This window comes from Atlantibacter subterraneus (assembly GCF_007570865.1).
In the GTDB taxonomy this organism is placed as follows: domain Bacteria; phylum Pseudomonadota; class Gammaproteobacteria; order Enterobacterales; family Enterobacteriaceae; genus Atlantibacter; species Atlantibacter subterraneus.
Window position 1 is genome coordinate 66534 of sequence record NZ_VLPS01000007.1, and the last position, 20882, is coordinate 87415.

Sequence of the window (20882 nt, forward strand, 5' to 3'; positions counted from 1 at the left end):
TCATCAAAGTGTGCAGTGGTTAAGAATTGGTTTAGTTATGGGATTATTTGATTGCGCGCACATTACAGGGTGGCGGGCAGTGTAGCGGTAAAATGTGGGGGAATGAAGGAGGAAGCGGGTGCATAAATACACCCGCCGGGCATTTACATCAGGAAATTAACCCCTTGTTTAAGAACCAGATCACAGGCTTTGGTTTTTACTTTTTCCGCCAGCGGCGAGTTGCCGATGGTCGCCAGGTCAAGCTGTTCGCCTTTCGCGGTATTCAGCAGCCCCATCAAACCTTCGGTGTAATCCGGCGTGGTGGTCTGGGCTTGTGGGGTGCTCAGCCCTAACTTTTCCATAATCTGATTTTTGACATTTTCGGTATTGGTCGCAGAAACCAGCTTTTGCTTCATGCAGTAACCGAGAATACCCGCTACGTTAGGCATGTTTTCTGAGCTTAACGCCTGAGAGCCGCCCGTCAGCAGGCCGCTGAGCGAAGAAAGCGAGTTGCTTTGCGTGCCGCTGGTCGTGGTCTGGCTCTGGCTCAACTGGCTGGCGGCGCTGGATAAGCTCTCCTGCCAGGTCGCGGCATAGCTGCTGGTGGCCATCAGCATTGCCCCGCAGGCGGCAAGCTGAAACATCTGTTTTACTGATTTCATCGGCACGATCTCATGGTTGGCCTGCGGCGCAGGCAAAAGTCGCGGCTAGTGTATACCGGGCCCAGGGGAAGGAAGGAGAGGGGGCAGGCGTTTCAGAGCCTGTCGCCTGCTGTTTCGGAGTTATCTGGCGCTTTTACACTTCACGGCCTGTGACCCGGCTGCGATAGCTGTCCCAGTCGAAATTGACCCACAGGCTGTTGCCCAGTCGCATACGGTCCATAACGCGTTCGCCGAGCAGTGCATTCATATCTTTGATAGGCAGGTTGGTCAACATGCCGGTGGGGCGTTTGGATGATGAACGGCGATCGACGATCTGGTTAATAATCACTTTCTCGTAGCGCGATTCTGTCTGCATACCGATTTCGTCGATCACCAGCAGATCCACGGTGCTTAAATCGTTAATTAGCCGCTCTTCGGTGGTGTCTGCGCCATCGCTGAAGGTGTTTTTCATCGCCGACATAATATCCGCGACGGTAATGATCATTACCGACTTGCCGCGCAGCAGCAGCTCGTTGCAGATGGCGGCAGCCAGATGGTTTTTGCCGGTGCCGGGGCGGCCCGAAAACACAAAGCTGGCGATGTTACCGTCAAATTCTGCCGCGTATTTTCTGGCGCGCTCCAGCGCCCTCATCTGCCCTTCGGTTTCAACCTGATAATTATCGAACGAGCAGTTCATATGCAGCTCGCGGATGCCGGAGCGCTTAAAGGTGCGCTGCATTTTCATGGCCTGATTTTCGCGAGCGATGGAGGCCGAGCGCAGTTTGCCCTGCTCCTGTTGCCAGGCAAGCAGCTCTTCAGCGCTAGTGAACGCTGGTTTGATATCGCGGGGCATCATCTTTTTCAGGCGCGTCATCAGGTCAGTGACGTGTTTCATCGTTAACCTCTGAATCCATCGGGAATGCTGTTATCGGGTTGCGGCACACTGTTGACGTCGCGGCGCGCCGCGCCGCCGTTGCTGGCCCGGCTGATTTGCACGCTACGCGCCAGCTTCTGCTGCCATTGTACATGATGAAAGACTTTGCCTTCCGCCTGCCAGTAGCTGATAAACGTCGCCAGCTCTTCGTCGGTGACCGGCTGGATCAAATTAACGCCCCACAGCGCCGCCATACGCTGGAAATCGGCATCGGGTTTCCATGCCGGATACATGGCGAATTTGCCCAGCGGCACCGGCACCGGATGGCTTTGCGTGGTGAGTTCATCAAACAGCTGATCTTCCAGCGCGACATCCGACTGCGGCGCGTTTAGCCGGGCTTCCAGCGCCATCAGTTCCGCCATGCGGGCAGGCGAAACGGCATAAAATGCGGGAACGTTATCTTTAAATACCGCCAGCGCCCCGTTGTCAGCGCGGGAGAGCGCACCTTGCGGGTCGTTATTAAAGGCATCAATGCCGATAACGTCGGGTGTGAGGATTCTGGAAGACATAAAACATTCTCAAAACAGGAGGTTAACTACACGGGCTAACAGGCATCAGCCCAGGCTGGCGATGCTCTTTCCATAGTAGCACAGTCGGGGGCGGCTTTTGATGCTTGCCCCGACATTCGGGGCGATCAGACGCGGGGCTTTTTACGGTATAACCATAATCCCGGTAACGAGAGACCGATAGACAGCGCGCCAACAATAAAAGAGGCCTTCAGGAAGTTGGTGACCAGCGCCACCATCAGCGGGTCGCTGTAGCCAAAGTGGCTGAGTTTTACGGCGGAGATCATGGCGGTATAGGCGTAAATCCCCGGAAACATCGGGATCACGGCGGCGACGGTAAACACTTTCGGATGCGCCAGATACCAGCGCGACCAGTGAATGCCGATAATGCCCACAAGGATCGAGGCGACAAAGGTGCTCCACTCGATATTGAAGCCCGCCGTCATCATCGCCATGCGCGAGCCGTGACCAATAGCGCCCAATAGCGCGCACCATGGCAGCGCCCGTTGCGGTACGTTGAACACCAGCGCGAATCCCACCGCAGGAATAGCGGACAGGATCATGTCCTGAATCAGTGCGAAAATAAAATCGATTATGCCCATCCGCGCAGCCCCCACAGCGACAGTGCCATTACCACACCGATGCAGGTCGCCAGCGTCAGCAGGCTCGCCATCGCCCAACGCGCCAGCCCGGTATTGATATGGCCTTTAAACATGTCCGCCACGGCGTTAATCAGCGGGAAGCCGGGCACCAATAATAAAACGCTGGCAGCCATCGCCACGGTAGGGGTGTTGAGAAACGGAGTAAGCGTAAGCAACAAGCCGGATACCGTGGTCGCGACAAACGCCGTCAGGCAAAAATTAATCTGCGGATGAAGATGACGTTGGGTGAAAACCTGGCGGACGTACATGGCAACAGCGCTGGCGACAAAGGTCACCAGCGCGCCGTCCCAGCCGCCGTTATTCAGTTTGCAAAAGCAGGCGCAGGAGAGCCCTACCATGGTAACCACCAACCAGCGTGGATAGCGCAACGGCTTGATCTGGTTAAAACGCTTCTTAACCGTCTGAAGATCGATGAGTTTATGCTCGGCCAGGATAACGATGTGCTGAACCTCGGTGACCATATGCATATTAATGCCGCGGTCGACGTTTTTGCGTGTTGAGGTCAGGCATTGATCGTCTTTGATGGTCGTCAGCACAATGGCGTTCGCAGAAATAGAGCTTTCCACGCTATCCATACCCAACGCCAGCCCTAATCGGGTAGACAATTCTTCTATCAGCGCGCTCTCAGCGCCATGCTGTAATAAAAACAGGCCGCATTGAATGCATAAGCGAGTGACTTCCCGCTGCGTAACAACTTCTTGTTCCATGGTTCAGGCAAAACGCTCGACAACAAAAAGAGAGGAGAATGGTTTTAACATATCGGCCTGTGGGACATTTAGGTCTCTGGATCAAATTTTTGGTAGAAAGTTATCGCTCCTGATCGGCAATTAGAAATTTAAGTTTTTCGAAATTTTGAAACGAAAGTGATTTATGGTTTTTTATGTTGGGCAAGTCGGTTTTTTCTGGTAATGATGCCATAAAGAGACGACTGTCATAGTTTTAAACATGGCTTTAGTGCCGGAGGCATATTTCCAAATATATTTTGATTTTGATGCGTCAGTTCTTACTTTCTTTCCTGGCGTAGGCTTTTTTCACTCGTTTTTACGGGGGTTCTACACTGGGGATGATAAGCCAACCATTTATTGGAACGCGTACCAGGAGAAGCGCTAACGTAGGGGCCGGCGAATAAATTTCGTTATTTATCGCCGTTGTTTTGTATGATTTTGGATGGCAAGAAAAATGACAGGTAAGACTCGTGATTTTTTTTAAATAATCAATGAAACAAAACTAAGCTGCTATCCATCCTTGTTTGAAAAAAACATGCTAAATTGTGTTTATTAATGGACACCAATGGTTTCGTGAAGCTCTTTTTTTGTTTCGTTATAAATAAATTCTTAATTGAGTTTTAATTTTGACATATTGACTCTTTGGAATCGCATTTTTAGAATGTTCTTAAGTTAACCCTGTCTCAGGTAGAATATGTCCGTGTTCTGCTGTTTGATGATGCCTGAGAGCCGCCGCAATCTATTAGCTTTATAATTGTAATAGCTTAAAACATACAAGGTAAGAATATTTATAAGATATTCATGGAGGAAGCGTGTTACCAAATTATAACAGGCAAGGAATTGTCGTTAGCGAAACCCCTTTAATCCATACCGGCCTCCAGAAAGTCGTTGATAGCCATATCGAACGAATGGGGTTATTGCATTTTATTGATGTTAAGAACATTGGCAGCAGTGAATTAATGCAAACATCGGTCGTGATCGCTGAGCTTGGGGGCGATGAGCAGAAGCTTGCGCGAGAATGTGAGGTTTATTATTCGTTAATAACTCGCTTTCGGGAGGTTCACTGGATTTTTTTAGTACCAAGAGTGTGTTTTGCCAGGGCAGTAGAATGGCTCATGCGTCCGGAAACGACGCTGTTATCAACGTGTGAATCCATAGAGACCGTGGCTGATGCCATTTTCCTGGGAAGCCAGAAAGTTGACAGGATTAGCCATTCACTTCTGGCCGCAGGCCGGGAGGGCAGTAATGATGAAGAGAACCCACCCTTATTAACAGCTTCAGAAAAGCAGGTGTTACGATTATTAGGTAAAGGATGGGGTATCAATCAGATAGCACAACTGCTTAAGAAAAGTAATAAAACCATTAGCGCTCAAAAACACAGTGCCATGCGTCGTTTATCACTCAAAACCAATGCGGAAATGTACGGGTGGATAAATAGTTTTCAGGGTTTGAAGGAATTGAATTTATTATCTATGCACAGGGAATCACAACAATGGAACAATTTAGCGATCAACTGAATATTGCAGTTGTCGAAACTTGCGGGTTAATAGCTGCGGGAATCAAAGCGCTTTTTGCAAAACAATCACAATATCGTATTACTTTCTTTAACAGCCGTGATGAATTTATGCAGATGCGCGCGCATGTCCCGTTTCATGGCGTTATTTTTTCGTTATCCGGATCGCGTGAACATCGTCGGGACTGCCTGCAACTGTTTAGTGAAATCGCATCCTTGCAGCCGAACATGAAGCGCATTGTTATGGTGAATGACACCAATGAAGCAAAACTGATTACGCAACTTTCGCAAACCATAATTAATGGTGTCGTTAATAAAGATTCACCCGTGGCGCGCTTTTATGATGAGCTTTCTGCGTTGCTCAATGACTCAGGTCGTGCAGCAGATACGAATGCAAACCACTGGTACATTAGCAATAGCACCCGGTTACTTAGCCCGACCGAACGAGTGATCCTACGCTATTTAACGGATGGTTACTCAGTTTCGCAGATCGCTTCGTGCCTGGAGCGGAACATCAAAACGATACGCGCGCATAAATTCAACGCCATGCTCAAACTGGGCGTTAACAATGATGCCGGGTTATTGGATGCGGCGGATATTCTGCGCTATCGCAACAACTTTCTGTAAGGTATTCAGGCCGGGAATAAGCCTGAATCATTCATGGCATTATTATTACTGGCAAACATCAATCCAATGCGCGGCGGTGAGTTCCGCCAGCCGTTGGGGAGATATGCGCACGGCGCTATGGATGGCGCCGGCAGCGGGTAAAACTTCCTGATACGCCTGTAATGAAACGTCGCAATACACCTTCAGTGGGTGCTCCAGCCCGAAGGGACATACTCCGCCGACAGGATGCCCTGTCCATGTCACGACTTCATCACTGTTCAGCATGCGCGCCTTCGCGCCAAAGGCGGCCTTCAGTTTTTTATTATCCAGCCGCGCGTCCCCTTTTGCGACCACCAGGATAATCTCTTCTTTTACTTTCAGCGATAACGTTTTTGCGATTTGGCCAGGCTCAACCTTATGCGCAGCCGCAGCCAGAGCTACGGTAGCGGTACTCTGATTTAATTCGATGATGTCGATATCCGGGGCGTGTTCAGCAAAAAATTTACGTACAGATTCAATACTCATTATGGGCTCCTGCATCATGTCGCCCATTAATCTGGCACAGCGGCTTTGCGATTGTAAAATGACAATCTTTCACCTGTCGTTAACATCAGACAATTAGCGATCTTCTTCACAATGGCAAAAAGTGGACACTGTAACCGGTTGCAGGTCGGTCAGAGCGGATTAATACTGAGGTCGTCATCTCTCTCTGATTCATACGATAAGTCGCTTCTAACCCTCTCTTTTACCGTGCATTACGCAGGGTGTATGAGAAAGGATGCACAGTGATCGAATAGTGCTGGCATCTGCCTTTCATCGCCTGACAGGAGAATTGCGATGTCTGCCAATCATGCTGCATTCAATATCATTTTCCGTTTTGTTGAAAACTATATCAGTCCCGTTGCTGTGCGCATTTCTTCCCAGCGCCACGTCATGGCTATTCGCGATGGCTTTATTTCCGCAATGCCGTTTATGATCGTGGGGTCATTTCTACTGGTTTTTGCGTATCCGCCATTTTCACCGGATACCACCTGGGGCTTTGCCCGCAGTTGGCTGGCGCTGGCGAAACAGTTCGAAGGGCAGATCCTGTCGCCGTTTGATATGACCATGGGGATCATGTCGATTTACATCTGCGTGGCCATCGCCTACAACCTCGGCAAACACTATATGAAGAGCCATCAGCTCGATCCCTTTATGGGTGCCATGCTGTCGCTGATGGCGTTTTTGCTGGTGGCAGCCCCGAAGACCAAAGGCGCGCTGCCTGGGGATAGCCTTGGCGGTACCGGCATTTTTACTGCAATTCTGGTGGCGATTTACTGCGTTGAAATGATGCGCTTTTTGAAAGCGCACAATATCGGCATCCGTTTGCCGGATCAGGTGCCGCCGATGATCAAAAACTCATTTGATTTGCTGATCCCGGTGCTGGTGGTGGTGCTGACCCTTTACCCGCTCAGCCTGCTGATCCAGTCACAGTTCGATATGCTGATCCCGCAGGCGATTATGTCGATATTCAAACCGCTGGTTGCTGCGGCGGATTCGTTACCGGCAATTTTGCTGGCGGTGCTGATCGGCCATCTGCTGTGGTTCGCGGGCATTCATGGCGCGGCAATCGTCTCCGGGATGCTGCAAATGTTCTGGCTGACCAACCTTGCTGCTAACCAGGCGGCGCTGGCGCAGGGTGCGCCGCTGCCCCATATCTTTATGGAGGCTTTCTGGACCTTTTTTATCGTGGTTGGCGGTTCGGGCGCGACAATGGGGCTGGTGATTTGCTATCTGAGAAGCCGCTCGGCGCACTTGCGGGCGATTGGCCGACTGAGCGTGGTGCCCAGCATGTTCAACATCAACGAACCGGTGATCTTCGGTACGCCTATCGTGATGAACCCGGTGTTTTTCATCCCGTTCCTGCTGGCACCGATGGTTAATGCGGTGCTCGCCTGGGCCGCCATGAAATTCGATCTGATTAGCCGGGTGATTTCCGTGGTGCCCTGGACTGCGCCAGCGCCGATTGGTGGAGCATGGGCGCTGGGTTGGGATTTTCGTGCGGCGCTGCTGGTTATCGTGCTGGCGGTCGTGTCTGCCATCATCTATTACCCGTTTTTCAAAGTGTATGAAAAACAGCTGCTGGCGCAGGAAGCGGCAGAAAGCCTGGCGCAGGAGTCTGATAACCAGCAGGTGGCGTAATAATGCGCTTACTTAAGCGTGCAGTCGCCGCACTGCTGAACGCCTGGCAGGCGATTGCGCTGGCAGCAGGTGCGGCGAACCAGTAAACCTTCACGCGGTACCACAGTGCGATAAAGCGGGTTGTCGCGTCCATCCAGACGCGTTTTTTCAAAGAAGCAGGCCTGGCGTAATTGTTGCCAGGCGGCTTCGCCCAGGCGCGGCTTTAATTCGCCCAGGAACCAGTTGATCAGATAACCGGTATTGCCCCAGATCAGGCGTCCGTTGATATCGCCGCTCTCTTCCAGCGCATCGACCACCGGCATCAGCACGTCGCCCACCAGATACTCCATCCGCTCGCGCAGGCTGTAGTTTGTCAGCTCGGGATGCGGGTAAACATCAATCCAGAATGACTCCACCCGGCCCGTTTCATGAAAGCGCGCCCGGATGACGTCCGGAGAAAGGCGCAGGCCTTGCGGATGCGTCAGCACAATCGCCATCAATGCAGGCGTGAGCAGGCCCACATACCACTGTGCCCACAGCGATTTCAGCGGCTTTACTTCCCGAGCCTGCTCTGCATGTTGAGCATAAATATGATCGCCGTAGGTCGCCATCAGCGCGTTCAGCGTCTCAGGTTGCGCCCAGTGCGCAAGCGTCAGCGCAGTGATGGGCGTCGGCTCATCAAACTTTACGGTGTCGAGTAAATGGGGATGGTGCTCGCGCAGGGCGTGACGAAGTGCGTCCGCCAGCGCGACCGTATTGTTAAACGGGGCAGGTGACGCAACGGCAGGGCGATGTCGCTGAGGCGAGAGGTAAGCCATAGGCACTGAACAGCAAATCTAAATGATAATGATTGCCAATCCTAACGATGGGTTTAACCGATGGCAAGCGGATTCATCGGTTACTGTTCAGTTTCCATCTCTTCGCTGGTGAGAATGTGATTGCGCCCCAGATGCTTGGCTTTATACAGGGCCTTATCCGCCAGCTTAAAAGCATCGTTAAAATTCCGTTCATGCATCGGTGCCAGACCAATGCTAATGGTCACGTTGGTGGCGACCTCGGCGTTAAAACGGTGGGGGATGCGCAAATCAAATACCCGCTGGCGTATCCGCTCTGCGGTTTTGCGCGCCATCTCCAAATCGGTATTGGTCAACAGCACCAGAAACTCTTCTCCGCCAAAACGCGCCACGATATCCCGCGAACGCACCGCATCGCGAATCGCTGCCGACACGCGGGCCAGCGCCTGGTCGCCCATCATATGGCCGTAATGGTCGTTGTAAGCTTTAAAGTGGTCGATATCTAGCACCACCACCACGTTACGTTCAGACCCTAACGCAAACAGGTTCTCCAGCCGGTTCTGAAAGCCGCGCCGGTTATACAGCCCGGTTAACGGGTCGACCATGCTCAAATCGGTGAGCGTTTTTTTCTCTTCCATCAGCTTAAACATCAGGCCCTGAGCGAAGGCGTCGTTGCGCTTCTGAATCAGATGCTGGATCACAATGCCCACCATCGGCAGCGCAACGGCGTAGAGCATCCGGATGGTGTGTTGCCCCTGATCCAGCCACAGTACCGTCAGGATCACCGGCAGGCAGTGGCAGATAAACGCTTTAAGGTTATTAATAAATGCCAGTGCGCCGACGAACAGCACGCTCATTAGCGCAATGATCAGATAGGACGATTCATGCTGGGGAATATGGGGCTGTTTAAGATAAATATGCCAGGCCCAGAGCAAGCCGAAGAGCAGGGAGATGAGATTCAGACTAATGGTACGTGCCTGGCTAACCCAGCGCCATATCAACAACCCGATACTGAGCGTCAGTATGCTCACCAGCGGCACGGTAATCATCTTTACGCGGAACAATGGGCTCAGCATGCTAAATAATGCCGACAACGCATTAAGAAACAGAAACAGGCGTAATGAGAGTTGGTACTTCTCTTGAAGTAGCGATCGCCAGGTTTGAGACGTCATATCTAAGTCGTTGTTTACACGCGCTATGTCAGGTTGAGGGGAGATAAAGGCTAACAGGCGGAATGTAGGTCATGATCGAGCCAGAATTAATGATCTTTATCAATTTGCTCAATCTATCACCTTCATCAATTCGTGTCATTAATTGCCCGTAAAACTCAACGTTCACTTAACAAACGAAGGGTTGCAAATGAGAATTTATATCATATGATATAATTTATCATTATCGGTTGAGTTATCAGTGAAAGAGGCGTAGCCATGTTGCAAAAAGCGCTGGAGAGTGGATGGGGCATCGTGCTGCCGGGCGTCGTCGTTACCGTGCTGGCGTTTAGCGGTTTAACCTTTGAACAGTGGCGGGGCGTGGTCGTACTGGCGTTGCTGGCGACATCGGGCATGCTTTATCACAAGCGGCTGCGTCATTTTGTGCTGTTGCCGTCATGCATAGCATTAACCAGCGGACTGATGCTGATAGCGTTAAATTTGCGGTGGTTTTGAAGCAGGGAAGCCAGACAAGAGGGAGTAAAGCGTGGTGCGAAGAGAGGGACTTGAACCCTCACGCCCGTTAAGGCACTAACACCTGAAGCTAGCGCGTCTACCAATTCCGCCACCTTCGCACAGGGTAAAGATAAATATCGTCATCGCATTGGTGCGAAGAGAGGGACTTGAACCCTCACGTCCGTTAAGACACTAACACCTGAAGCTAGCGCGTCTACCAATTCCGCCACCTTCGCGCAGTGCGAACGATATTTTGCGTGGTTGTTGGTGCGAAGAGAGGGACTTGAACCCTCACGTCCGTTAAGACACTAACACCTGAAGCTAGCGCGTCTACCAATTCCGCCACCTTCGCGTACCAGCAATACCGAGAAGTATTGCAACCACGGAGGCGCATTCTAGATGTTTTCTGAGCGTCGTCAACAGTTAATTTGGTGTCGCTTTCCTGATTGGCTTAAAAAGCGACACCCGTCAGGTTTAGCGCTTCTTCGCGCCACGGCCCATTACGGCGCGATAGACCTTAAAGCGCCCGGTTTGCGCCAGCACTTCATGGTTGCCGAACGCCTCATCCAGCACGTTCGGATAGGGCAGGAAGGCGTTAGCCACAATGCGCAACTCACCACCGATATTCAGATGGCGTACCGCGCCGCGGATCAGCTGCTGTGCCGCGTCAAGGCTGGTTTGCATCCCATCGTGGAACGGCGGGTTAGAGATGATCATATCGAAGCGGCCATTCACATCGGAATAAACGTTGCTGGCAAACACCTGGCCTTCCATCTGGTTAGCCGCCAGCGTTGCCTTCGCGGCTTCGACTGCCGAGGCACCCACATCGGTCAGTGTTAAACGCACTTTCGGCGAATGGCTGGCCAGCATCACCGACAGCACGCCTGCGCCGCAACCTACATCCAGCACTTTGCCTTTGGTGTGCGGCGTAAAGGTGGAGAGCAGCAACTGGCTGCCGACATCCAGCCCATCGCGGCTGAACACGCCCGGCATTGTTTTGATGGTCAGCCCATCAAGCTGATACTCACCCCACCACGCGTCAGCATCGAAGGTCGGCTGTTTTTCCAGACGGCCATGGTACAGCCCGCAACGGCGCGCGCTGTCGATTTTATTCAGCGGGCACACCGTCTCCAGCATTTGTTCGGCGCTGCGCACGCCGCTGCGGTTTTCGCCCACCACGAACACGTCGCAGCCGACCGGCATCAGCGACAGCAGATTCATCAGCTGGAACTGCGCTTCCGGCTTATTCTTCGGCCAGTAGTAGATCAGGGTATCGCTGTCAGCGATAAAATCGGCATCCACGGTCAGGCCGTACTGCGCCTTGTCGCCCATCGTCTGGGAGAGCGTCTGCCAGTGGTGATAAAATTGCGTGAAAGCGCGACTGGCTGCGGTTTCAAACCGGGCGGGCAGGTCGTCCTGAAGATCTCCGGCGAACAGCACGCGGCTTTCGGCAAAATCATCACTGTGGCGCAGCAAGACTTCGCTTGCCGGGGTAAAAGCAGACATGAAACTCTCCTGTATAAACGTAGGCGGCGATTATAACCCTGACCCGCTTCCGGCTGCACCTTTGTTGGCGCAGGCGGCGTGGATTTGCTATATTTGCGCCCTTCCGGCAATAAGGCAGGCTTTGCGATGACATCCCGACGCGACTGGCAATTACAGCAACTGGGCATCACCCAGTGGGTGCTGCGTCGCCCGACGGCATTGCAGGGCGAAATCGCCATCTCGCTGCCCGCCCATATTCGTCTGGTGATGGTGGCGCAGACGCTTCCGGCGTTAACCTCGCCGCTGATCCGCGATCTGCTGCTGGCCCTTGGCATCAGCCCCGATCGGGTTCTGGCGCTCACCCCTGATCGGGTGGAAATGCTGCCGCCTGACAGCCATTGCGTAAGCCTGTGGCTGGGCGTGGAGCCGTTGACGTCGCTGGCAGGCACGGCGCTACGCACCCAAACGCTGGATGAACTGCGTGCAGATCCCGCGGCGCGCGCCGCATTATGGCAACACATTTGCGAACATGAACACGATCTCTTTACTCACGAGCAGTGACCTCGACCGGGCATTTGCCATTGAACAGCGCGCCCACGCGTTCCCCTGGAGTCAAAAAACCTTTGCCAGCAACCAGGGCGAGCGTTACCTCAATTTTCGGCTGGATGTGGCGGACCAGATGGCCGCATTTGCCATTACCCAGGTGGTGCTGGATGAAGCGACGCTGTTCAATATTGCCGTCGATCCGGCGTATCAACGCCGTGGGCTGGGGCGAGCGCTGCTGGAGCATCTGATTCGCGAACTGGAACAGCGTGACGTGTTTACGCTCTGGCTGGAGGTCCGCGCCTCTAACGCCGCCGCTATCGCGCTCTATGAGAGCCTCGGCTTTAACGAAGCGACAATACGCCGCAATTACTACCCCACTGCGGATGGCCGTGAAGACGCTATTATCATGGCCCTGCCATTGGGTTGATAACACAACAAGACAGGTGATGTGATGAACTGGGACTGGATACTGTTTGATGCTGACGAAACGCTGTTTACTTTTGACTCGTTCGGCGGTTTACAGCGGATGTTTCTCGACTACAGCGTGACGTTTACTGCTGAAGATTTCCAGGATTACCAGGCCATCAATAAGCCGTTGTGGGTCGATTACCAGAACGGGGCGATTACCGCGCTGCAGCTGCAACATAACCGTTTTCAAAGCTGGTCCGATCGTTTAAACGTCACCCCAGGCACATTGAATGACGCCTTCCTGAACGCAATGGCGGAAATCTGCGCCCCGCTGCCGGGCGCGGTATCCTTGCTTAACGCCCTGAAAGGCAAAGTGAAACTGGGTATCATCACCAACGGTTTTACCGCGTTGCAGGAAATTCGCCTGGAGCGCACCGGCCTGCGCGACTATTTTGATTTACTAGTGATTTCCGAGCAGGTTGGCGTAGCCAAACCCGATGCGCGGATCTTCGATTATGCTTTTGAGAAAATGGGCAACCCGCCGCGCTCGCACGTATTAATGGTGGGCGATACGCCGGAATCCGATATTCTGGGCGGCATCAATGCCGGGCTGGCGACCTGCTGGCTGAGCTCAAGCGGACGCACCTTGCCGCCAGAGATCAAGCCCACCTGGCAGGTTTCGTCGTTAAGTGAACTGGAGCAGCTGTTGTGTAAACACTAAACACTGATTGTCTGAGATTACCAGCCAGGTAAAATAGCCGCATTTTCGATTTCCAGTCGCATGGCCTGCCCATGCCCTTATGAAGAAGATTTAATTATGACGTTGTCTCCTTATTTGCAAGAGGTGGCCAAGCGCCGCACTTTTGCCATCATCTCGCACCCGGATGCCGGTAAAACCACCATCACTGAAAAGGTGCTGCTGTTCGGACAGGCGATCCAGACCGCCGGTACGGTAAAAGGCCGCGGCTCCAACCAGCATGCGAAATCCGACTGGATGGAGATGGAAAAGCAGCGTGGTATTTCTATTACCACCTCCGTGATGCAGTTTCCGTATCACGATTGCCTGGTGAACCTGCTGGACACCCCGGGCCACGAAGACTTCTCCGAAGATACCTACCGTACCCTGACGGCGGTGGACTGCTGTTTGATGGTTATCGACGCCGCCAAGGGCGTTGAAGATCGTACCCGCAAGCTGATGGAAGTTACCCGCCTGCGCGACACGCCGATCCTGACGTTTATGAACAAGCTGGACCGCGACATTCGCGACCCGATGGAGCTGCTGGATGAAGTCGAGCGCGAACTGAAAATCGCCTGCTCGCCGATCACCTGGCCTATCGGCTGCGGCAAACTGTTTAAAGGCGTCTATCACCTTTATAAAGATGAAACCTACCTCTACCAGACCGGTAAAGGCCACACCATCCAGGAAGTGCGCATTGTTAAAGGGTTGAACAACCCGGATCTCGATGCGGCGGTGGGTGAAGATCTGGCGGCGCAGCTGCGTGACGAACTGGAACTGGTGCAGGGCGCTTCGCACGAGTTCGACCGGGAGCTGTTCCTGAGCGGCGAAATCACCCCGGTCTTCTTCGGTACTGCGCTGGGCAACTTCGGTGTGGATCATATGCTGGACGGCCTGGTGGAGTGGGCGCCTGCGCCAATGCCGCGTAAAACCGACACCCGCGAAGTTGAAGCCCAGGAAGAGAAATTCTCCGGCTTCGTGTTTAAGATCCAGGCCAACATGGACCCGAAACACCGCGACCGCGTGGCGTTTATGCGCGTGGTGTCCGGCAAATACGAAAAGGGTATGAAGCTGCGCCAGGTGCGAATCGGCAAAGACGTGGTGATTTCCGACGCGCTGACCTTTATGGCGGGTGACCGTTCCCACGTGGAAGAAGCCTATCCGGGCGACATCATCGGTCTGCATAACCACGGCACCATTCAGATTGGCGATACCTTTACCCAGGGCGAAATGATGAAGTTCACCGGTATCCCGAACTTCGCGCCGGAACTGTTCCGCCGTATTCGTCTGCGCGATCCGCTCAAGCAAAAACAGCTGCTTAAGGGGCTGGTCCAGCTTTCCGAAGAGGGGGCGGTACAGGTGTTCCGTCCGATCGCCAACAACGATCTGATCGTGGGCGCGGTGGGTGTGCTGCAGTTTGACGTGGTCGTGGCGCGCCTGAAAAGCGAGTACAACGTTGAAGCGATTTACGAATCGGTCAACGTGGCGACCGCGCGTTGGGTGGAAAGCAACGACGTTAAGAAGTTCGAGGAGTTTAAGCGGAAGAACGAAGTTCAGCTGGCGCTGGATGGCGGCGATAACCTGACTTACATCGCGCCAACCATGGTTAACCTCAACCTGACGCAGGAACGCTACCCTGACGTCACGTTCCGTAAAACCCGCGAGCACTAATCCTCTCTCAGGACGCGGCACACGCCGCGTCCCGTCACTTTCCCTGTCTTTTTAGTCCCTTGCGGATTGTTCTTAATTTCCTTCGTTTGCCGCCGGTTTGCTCATTTTTCGCGCAGTCAACCAGGCGTTTTCAAGATTGTGATCTATATTTAACAAAGTGAAGAACAGATTGCCGGGTTAATGTGTCATCTAATTTAAGGTTTTTGACCGTTAATCCTGATATTGGTTTCAATCACGATATTAAAAACTAAGAATGTCAATGAGATGTAATAAAGTAGTGAACAGGACTGTTTCTACTGTAATCCGTTGATTCTTAGTGGTTTAGCAACTGCCGAGATGGCGTTGCCGTTTAAGGAGAGGCTACTCACTAAGTAGCTCAAGGCTCAAATTCTGAGCAAACCTACAGGAATGAATCGATGAATAAGACTAAGATTTCAAAAACTCTGATGGCTGTTTTGTTGGGCTCTGCACTGGCTTCCGGTTCCGCGCTGGCTGCATCCGAAACCTCCAACAAAGTCGAATCAACGGCGGATAGCGCAGGGCAAAAAATCGATAACTCTATGAATAAAGTCGGTAATTTCATGGATGACAGTGCTATCACAGCGAAAGTAAAAGCGGCTCTGGTGGACGATGAGAACATCAAGAGCACCGATATTTCGGTAGAAACCGATAAGAAAGTTGTCACCCTGAGCGGCTTCGTAGAAAGTCAGGCGCAGGCCGAACAGGCCGTGAAAATCGCCAAAGGCGTTGAAGGCGTCGACTCAGTAAGCGACAAACTGCATGTGCGTGATGGCAAATCCGAGTCGAAAACCGACTCTGCAAAAGGCTATGCAGGTGATGCCGCCACCACCAGTGAAATCAAAGCCAAATTCCTGGCCGATGACATCGTTCCTTCACGAAAAGTGAAGGTTGAGACCACCGATGGCGTGGTACAGCTTTCAGGTACGGTTGAGTCCAAAGCACAGTCCGAGCGTGCTGAGAGCATCGCCAAAGCCATTGATGGTGTGAAAAGCGTTAAAAACGATTTGAAAGTTGAGTAATTCACACCACGAAACCCCCTCTCCCGGTGAGCGCCGGGAGAGATGGTAAGCATCACCACCAGATAACACCGCCAGCAAGCTGAGCTTGCTCAGAAGCGGTAGCAATTAAACTATGGTAAAGGAGAGTCTTATGTTTCGTTGGGGCATTATTTTTCTCGTGATTGCGTTGATTGCCGCGGCTTTAGGCTTTGGTGGTCTGGCCGGTACAGCGGCTGGCGCAGCGAAAATTGTTTTCGTAGTCGGTATTATTCTGTTCCTGGTCAGCCTGTTTATGGGCCGCAGACGTCCATAGTGTGACCACTAGCAACAGGTAACCGGAAAGCCAGTCAATGCGACTGGCTTTCACGGTTTTACCGTTGCGCCCCACGCGGGTTGTTAGCGTTGCCCTTCGCGTGGTATCTTTTTGTTTATGGCGTAAGAAAAACTAACATGTTGATTGCTGGCGGATTATTCCGTTTACCAGCACAACAATAATCAGGAAAGCAGGGTGGGACAACGTATACCCGTTACGCTCGGCAACATCGCGCCGCTTGCGTTAAAACCGTTTCGTCCCGGAAAGCTTGCCCTTGTGTGCGAGGGGGGCGGGCAGCGTGGGATTTTCACTGCCGGCGTGCTGGACGAATTCATGCGCGCAAATTTCAACCCGTTCGACACTTTCCTTGGCACCTCTGCCGGTGCGCAAAACCTCTCAGCTTATCTCTGTAATCAACCGGGCTACGCGCGCCGGGTGATCACCCGCTACACCACCAGCCGCGAATTTTTCAATCCGGTGCGCTTTGTGCGCGGCGGCAATCTGATCGATCTCGACTGGTTAACCGAAGCGACCGCCAGCAAAATGCCGCTGGCGATGGACAACGCCGCGCGACTGTTTGACGGCGGCAAAGCTTTCTATATGTGCGCCTGCCGTAGCGATGACTACTCGCCGGGCTATTTTTCGCCGACTAACGCCACCTGGCTGGATATCCTGCGCGCCTCCAGCGCCATTCCCGGCTTCTACCGCACCGGCGTGATGCTCGACGGCATCAGCTATCAGGATGGCGGCATCAGCGATGCGGTTCCGGTGCGCGAAGCGGCCCGGCTGGGGGCCAATACCCTGGTGGTGATCCGCACCGTGCCGTCGCAGATGTACTACACCCCGCAGTGGTTCAAGCGCATGGAGCGCTGGATGACCGACAGCAGCCTGCAACCGCTGTTGAATCTGGTCCAGCATCACGAAAAGACCTATCGGGAAATCCAGCAATTTATTGAAAAGCCGCCGGGTAAACTGCGCATTTTCGAAATCTATCCGCCGAAGCCGTTACAGAGCATGGCGCTGGGCAGCCGCGTCCCGACGCTGCTGGACGATTATAAGATTGGCCGTTTATGCGGGCGCTATTTCCTGGCTACGGTGGGTAAACTGCTGGTGCCGACGCCGCCGGTGCTGCGTCACGTTCCGCGCGTGGTTACCCCTGCGCCGGTGGTGGTGGTGCCGCCCGCCACTGTCGCCAACGACGCCGTCGACGCCACGCTGGTTAACGCGCCGCAGGCCAACGATCCGGCATTTGAAAATGAGGATCTGGCGTGACCCGCCGTTTTATCGATACCCATTGCCACTTCGATTTTCCGCCGTTTACCGGTGATGAAGCCTCAGCCATCGCGCGCGCCGCTGAGGCGGGCGTAGAAAAACTTATCCTGCCTGCAATTGATGAAACGCGTTTCGATACCGTTCTTAAGCTCGCACAGCAGCATCCGGCAATCTACGCCGCGCTGGGCCTGCATCCAATAGTCATTGAAAACCACACCGAAGCGGCGCTTGACGCGCTTGACCGACGGCTGGCGCAGCGTGCGAATAAGCTGGTGGCGGTGGGGGAGATCGGGCTGGATCTGTATCGCGACAATCCGCAGTTCGAGCGCCAGGAATGGTATCTCGACCGGCAACTCCAGCTCGCTAAACGTTACGATCTGCCGGTGATCCTCCATTCGCGCCGCACCCACGACAAACTGGCTATGCACCTTAAGCGCCACGATCTGCCGCGTACCGGCGTGGTGCACGGCTTTGCCGGCAGCCTGCAACAGGCGGAACGCTTTATCGGTCTGGGTTATAAGATCGGCGTGGGCGGCACCATTACCTATCCGCGCGCCAGCAAAACCCGCGATGTGATGGCGCAACTGCCGCTGGAAGCATTATTGCTGGAAACCGATGCCCCGGATATGCCGCTTAACGGCTGGCAGGGCCAGCCTAATCGCCCGGAGCGGATCGCGCTGGTGTTTGAAACGCTGTGCGAACTGCGTAGCGAAGCGCCGGATCAGATTGCCGCCGCCATTCTGGCGAATACCCATCAGGTGTTTGATTTATAAATAGAGCGCAGGTAACACGATATCGCTAATGCCGCGCAGGCGTAGCGCGCTGGCTAACTGCTCCACGTCCTGCCTGCTGGCCGCCCGCCACGTCCGCGCCTCGCCATAAGTGCCGTGATGATGAAACGCATTGATGCGCACCGGCACCGGTCCCAGCCCCTTCAGAAAAGCGCTTAATTCGTTGATGTGCTGTAGATAGTCGCTGTGCTCGGGGATGAGCAAGAGCCGCAGTTCCGCCAGTTTTTTCTGTGCAGCCAGAAAGCGAATACTGTTGACGATCCGCGCATTGCTGCGTCCGGTGAGAAACCGATGCCGCTCCGGACTCCAGGCTTTGAGATCCAGCATCGCGCCATCCATCACCGGCAGCAGTTTTCCCCATCCTGGCTGGCCCAGCTCGCCGTTGCTGTCTACCAGACAGGTGAGGTGGCGCAACGCGGCATGGTCTTTAACCGCCGCAAACAGATCGCGCACGAACGGCAGTTGCGTGGTGGCTTCACCGCCGCTCACGGTGACGCCCTCAATAAACGGCGCGGCGCGTTCGATCTGGGTTAAGACTTCGTCAACGCTCAGCGTGCGGGCCATCGGGCTGGCCTGTGAAGCACAGCCCTTAAGACAGGTATCGCACTGGGCGCAGCGGTTTTCATCCCATACCACCCGCCCGTCGGCCAGGGTTAACGCCTGCTCGGGGCAGCCAGGAACGCAGTCGCCGCAGTGATCGCACAGCGCGATAGTGTACGGGTTATGGCAACTTTTGCAGCGCAGGTTGCAGCCCTGCAGGAAGAGAGCCAGGCGGCTGCCCGGCCCATCCACGCAGGAGAACGGCAGGATCTTATTGATCGAAGCGCATCTGCTGCTCATTACTGACCACGCGCGGTTTACGTTGCAGGATCCCGGTATTGCGGGCGGCTTCTTCGCCCAGCCAGGTGGTGTTGGTTCGCGATCCTTCGGCACGGTATTTTTCCAGATCGGATAAACGCACCATATAGCCGGTCACCCGCACCAGATCGTTGCCGCTGACGTTAGCAGTAAACTCGCGCATCCCGGCGTTAAATGCGCCCAGACAGAGCTGGACCACCGCCTGCGGATTGCGCTTCACCGTTTCGTCGAGCGTCAAAATATCGCTGATGCCTGACGGGTAATGGCGATGATGCGGCGCAACGGCCAACAAATGGGTTATCGGATCGGGCTCGTCGCCATACGGCAGACGTGCGCCGGGCGTGGTGCCCGTGTCGCTGCTGATACCGGACTGCGCATGCAGTAGGGCTCGACGATTCCAGCCAAACCTGACCGGCGTGTTTTCCACATACGCGGCCAGCGCGGCGCTGATGCGGTAGCCCAGCTCGTTGACTGCGGCGTCTTTTCCGTAACGGCCCGCAATTCCGGCTTTATCGCACAATACGTTCACCGCCTCGGCCAGCGCGTAGATGCCAAACATCGGCGCAAAGCGATCCGGGTCGATCAGCCCTTCACGCACCAGGAAACTTTCCGTGAAGAAGTTCGACTCCTGATACAGAAATGCGCAGCGCGCGTTGATGATGTCCCGTTGTTGTTCACAATAATAAGGGAGCGCGCGGGCAAAGAAGTCGTCAATGCTGTGGCTGCGCGCCGCCACTTCGCTGAGGTTAATTCGCACCAGGGTACTGCCGCCGCCGCCCGCTGGCAGCGAGTTATAGCAGCTGACGATGCCGTAATTCCCGGGTGTGAAAATTTTATCATGCACCGGGCCGTTGGCGATGTGGGGTTTAGAGCATTCGCAAATGTTACTGGCGACGGCGAGCAGTAAATCGTCCGGTGTAATCTGCGGGTCATAAATAAAGGTCAGATTAGGCGCAACCTGCTTGAGCTCGGCATCAGCACGTAATATCGCTCGCGCCACCATCGAATCCTGCGGGCCAATATTGGCATGCATAAACGCATCCGGCAGGACGCGATCGAGATAGCGCCAGAAACGTTTTATGCGCAGATCGATTTCATCTTGTGTTAGAATTTTAACATAGGGCGTGAGCAGGGAATCAAGGTGCCCCAGGAACACCGGCATCGAGGTTACCGACGGGACATGGTGGTAAAGAATGGTGAGCATCGCCAGCGCATCGTCGAAATCTTCGGCGGGCGGCAGCTCCAGCCATTCGCTGCCCTGGGCGAGAAATTTGGCGTAATCGGGCAGTACATAGCGGGGTTTGTACGGGGCGTGGCCTTCGAACATATCGCAGATGACGCCGTCCGCCAGCGCCTGACGTGCCGCTTCAGGAAGAATAGGGTAGGGAAGCGCATTCTCGGCTTCCAGCGCCAGAAAATGGCGCTTCTGCGCCGGGGAAAGCCCTGACGAGGTCACAATATTTTGGCAACGTTCCAGCAGCCCTGATTGAGAAAGTGCAGACATGATGTGTTCCTTCCATGTTGACAGTGACGCCAATGTAAAGCCATTCACGCAATGTGCTTTTGATCCTGTCACCCACATCGCGCACTGAACGACGG

Annotated in this window: 23 protein-coding genes and 3 tRNA genes; 12 read left to right on the forward strand and 14 right to left on the reverse strand. The window is 53.9% G+C overall.

Annotated elements, in window-relative coordinates; translation table 11 throughout:
- Positions 1-143 precede the first annotated feature (143 nt).
- The 5 genes from FND52_RS13590 to FND52_RS13610 all read right to left on the reverse strand — a co-directional run bounded on the left by FND52_RS13590 (position 144) and on the right by FND52_RS13610 (position 3429).
- On the reverse strand, positions 144-641 hold the full coding sequence (locus FND52_RS13590; protein WP_144131350.1) for a YjjA family protein: 498 nt from the start codon (positions 639-641) through the stop codon (positions 144-146).
- A 133-nt stretch (positions 642-774) separates the two neighbouring features.
- Complete coding sequence (gene dnaC / locus FND52_RS13595) at positions 775-1515, reverse strand: replicative helicase loader DnaC (RefSeq protein WP_144131352.1); 741 nt, start codon at positions 1513-1515, stop codon at positions 775-777.
- 2 nt (positions 1516-1517) lie between these two features.
- The gene (gene dnaT, locus FND52_RS13600) at positions 1518-2063 is read right to left on the reverse strand and encodes a primosomal protein DnaT (RefSeq protein WP_125294312.1); all 546 of its coding nucleotides are present in this window, start codon (positions 2061-2063) and stop codon (positions 1518-1520) included.
- A 125-nt stretch (positions 2064-2188) separates the two neighbouring features.
- The gene (locus FND52_RS13605) at positions 2189-2662 is read right to left on the reverse strand and encodes a threonine/serine exporter (protein ID WP_125294313.1); all 474 of its coding nucleotides are present in this window, start codon (positions 2660-2662) and stop codon (positions 2189-2191) included.
- Complete coding sequence (locus FND52_RS13610; RefSeq protein ID WP_125294314.1) at positions 2653-3429, reverse strand: threonine/serine exporter family protein; 777 nt, start codon at positions 3427-3429, stop codon at positions 2653-2655. The genes FND52_RS13605 and FND52_RS13610 overlap by 10 nt, the downstream gene beginning before the upstream one ends.
- A gap of 830 nt (positions 3430-4259) precedes the next feature.
- On the opposite strand from FND52_RS13610, the gene FND52_RS13615 reads away from it, so the two are divergent.
- Together FND52_RS13615 and bglJ are read left to right on the forward strand one after the other, a co-directional pair.
- Positions 4260-4964, forward strand: coding sequence for a helix-turn-helix domain-containing protein (locus FND52_RS13615; RefSeq protein ID WP_208737506.1), 705 nt, complete (start codon positions 4260-4262; stop codon positions 4962-4964).
- Positions 4940-5587: a DNA-binding transcriptional activator BglJ gene (gene bglJ, locus FND52_RS13620; RefSeq protein ID WP_125294315.1), complete on the forward strand. Its 648-nt coding sequence runs from the start codon at positions 4940-4942 to the stop codon at positions 5585-5587. The genes FND52_RS13615 and bglJ overlap by 25 nt, the downstream gene beginning before the upstream one ends.
- Before the next feature lie 45 nt (positions 5588-5632).
- On the opposite strand, the gene FND52_RS13625 is transcribed toward bglJ, so the two are convergent.
- Entirely contained in the window at positions 5633-6091 is a 459-nt protein-coding gene (locus FND52_RS13625; protein WP_125294316.1) for a YbaK/EbsC family protein, read from the reverse strand.
- Positions 6092-6403: 312 nt separating this feature from the next.
- Between FND52_RS13625 and FND52_RS13630 the strand changes: the two genes are divergently transcribed.
- Positions 6404-7747, forward strand: coding sequence for a PTS sugar transporter subunit IIC (locus tag FND52_RS13630; protein ID WP_144131354.1), 1344 nt, complete (start codon positions 6404-6406; stop codon positions 7745-7747).
- 8 nt (positions 7748-7755) lie between these two features.
- On the opposite strand, the gene fhuF is transcribed toward FND52_RS13630, so the two are convergent.
- Positions 7756-8544 carry a siderophore-iron reductase FhuF gene (gene fhuF / locus FND52_RS13635; protein ID WP_144131357.1) on the reverse strand — a complete coding sequence of 263 codons (789 nt, stop codon included), beginning with the start codon at positions 8542-8544 and terminating at the stop codon, positions 7756-7758.
- Between the two features lie 80 nt (positions 8545-8624).
- Positions 8625-9692, reverse strand: a complete 1068-nt coding sequence (locus FND52_RS13640) for a GGDEF domain-containing protein (RefSeq protein ID WP_125294319.1) — start codon at positions 9690-9692, stop codon at positions 8625-8627.
- 255 nt (positions 9693-9947) lie between these two features.
- Here FND52_RS13640 and FND52_RS13645 point away from each other — a divergent pair, with 255 nt between their 5' ends.
- Positions 9948-10184: a DUF1435 domain-containing protein gene (locus FND52_RS13645; protein WP_125294320.1), complete on the forward strand. Its 237-nt coding sequence runs from the start codon at positions 9948-9950 to the stop codon at positions 10182-10184.
- A gap of 32 nt (positions 10185-10216) precedes the next feature.
- On the opposite strand, the gene FND52_RS13650 is transcribed toward FND52_RS13645, so the two are convergent.
- The 4 genes from FND52_RS13650 to rsmC all read right to left on the reverse strand — a co-directional run bounded on the left by FND52_RS13650 (position 10217) and on the right by rsmC (position 11690).
- Positions 10217-10303: transfer RNA gene (locus FND52_RS13650), tRNA-Leu, on the reverse strand.
- Positions 10304-10333: 30 nt separating this feature from the next.
- Positions 10334-10420 (reverse strand) — tRNA-Leu (locus FND52_RS13655).
- Between the two features lie 29 nt (positions 10421-10449).
- A tRNA-Leu gene (locus FND52_RS13660) sits at positions 10450-10536 on the reverse strand.
- 122 nt (positions 10537-10658) lie between these two features.
- Positions 10659-11690, reverse strand: a complete 1032-nt coding sequence (rsmC, locus tag FND52_RS13665) for a 16S rRNA (guanine(1207)-N(2))-methyltransferase RsmC (protein WP_125293792.1) — start codon at positions 11688-11690, stop codon at positions 10659-10661.
- Between the two features lie 126 nt (positions 11691-11816).
- On the opposite strand from rsmC, the gene FND52_RS13670 reads away from it, so the two are divergent.
- The 8 genes from FND52_RS13670 to FND52_RS13705 all read left to right on the forward strand — a co-directional run bounded on the left by FND52_RS13670 (position 11817) and on the right by FND52_RS13705 (position 18407).
- On the forward strand, positions 11817-12230 hold the full coding sequence (locus tag FND52_RS13670; protein WP_125293791.1) for a DNA polymerase III subunit psi: 414 nt from the start codon (positions 11817-11819) through the stop codon (positions 12228-12230).
- Complete coding sequence (gene rimI / locus FND52_RS13675; protein WP_125293790.1) at positions 12199-12642, forward strand: ribosomal protein S18-alanine N-acetyltransferase; 444 nt, start codon at positions 12199-12201, stop codon at positions 12640-12642. Before FND52_RS13670 ends, rimI begins: the two co-directional genes overlap by 32 nt.
- Before the next feature lie 24 nt (positions 12643-12666).
- Entirely contained in the window at positions 12667-13344 is a 678-nt protein-coding gene (gene yjjG / locus FND52_RS13680) for a pyrimidine 5'-nucleotidase (RefSeq protein ID WP_144131359.1), read from the forward strand.
- A 96-nt stretch (positions 13345-13440) separates the two neighbouring features.
- Complete coding sequence (gene prfC, locus FND52_RS13685; protein WP_144131361.1) at positions 13441-15030, forward strand: peptide chain release factor 3; 1590 nt, start codon at positions 13441-13443, stop codon at positions 15028-15030.
- A gap of 416 nt (positions 15031-15446) precedes the next feature.
- Positions 15447-16070: a molecular chaperone OsmY gene (gene osmY, locus FND52_RS13690; protein ID WP_125293787.1), complete on the forward strand. Its 624-nt coding sequence runs from the start codon at positions 15447-15449 to the stop codon at positions 16068-16070.
- A gap of 130 nt (positions 16071-16200) precedes the next feature.
- Entirely contained in the window at positions 16201-16362 is a 162-nt protein-coding gene (locus FND52_RS13695) for a DUF1328 domain-containing protein (protein WP_002437547.1), read from the forward strand.
- Between the two features lie 195 nt (positions 16363-16557).
- Positions 16558-17634 (forward strand): patatin-like phospholipase family protein, encoded by a 1077-nt coding sequence (locus tag FND52_RS13700; protein WP_144131363.1) that lies wholly within the window; start codon positions 16558-16560, stop codon positions 17632-17634.
- On the forward strand, positions 17631-18407 hold the full coding sequence (locus FND52_RS13705; RefSeq protein ID WP_144131365.1) for a TatD family hydrolase: 777 nt from the start codon (positions 17631-17633) through the stop codon (positions 18405-18407). Before FND52_RS13700 ends, FND52_RS13705 begins: the two co-directional genes overlap by 4 nt.
- Here FND52_RS13705 and FND52_RS13710 read toward each other — a convergent pair.
- Both FND52_RS13710 and FND52_RS13715 read right to left on the reverse strand, forming a co-directional pair.
- Positions 18402-19265 (reverse strand): YjjW family glycine radical enzyme activase, encoded by an 864-nt coding sequence (locus FND52_RS13710; protein WP_144131367.1) that lies wholly within the window; start codon positions 19263-19265, stop codon positions 18402-18404. The genes FND52_RS13705 and FND52_RS13710 overlap by 6 nt on opposite strands.
- Entirely contained in the window at positions 19237-20787 is a 1551-nt protein-coding gene (locus FND52_RS13715; RefSeq protein WP_144131369.1) for a YjjI family glycine radical enzyme, read from the reverse strand. Before FND52_RS13715 ends, FND52_RS13710 begins: the two co-directional genes overlap by 29 nt.
- Between the last annotated feature and the right edge of the window lie 95 nt (positions 20788-20882).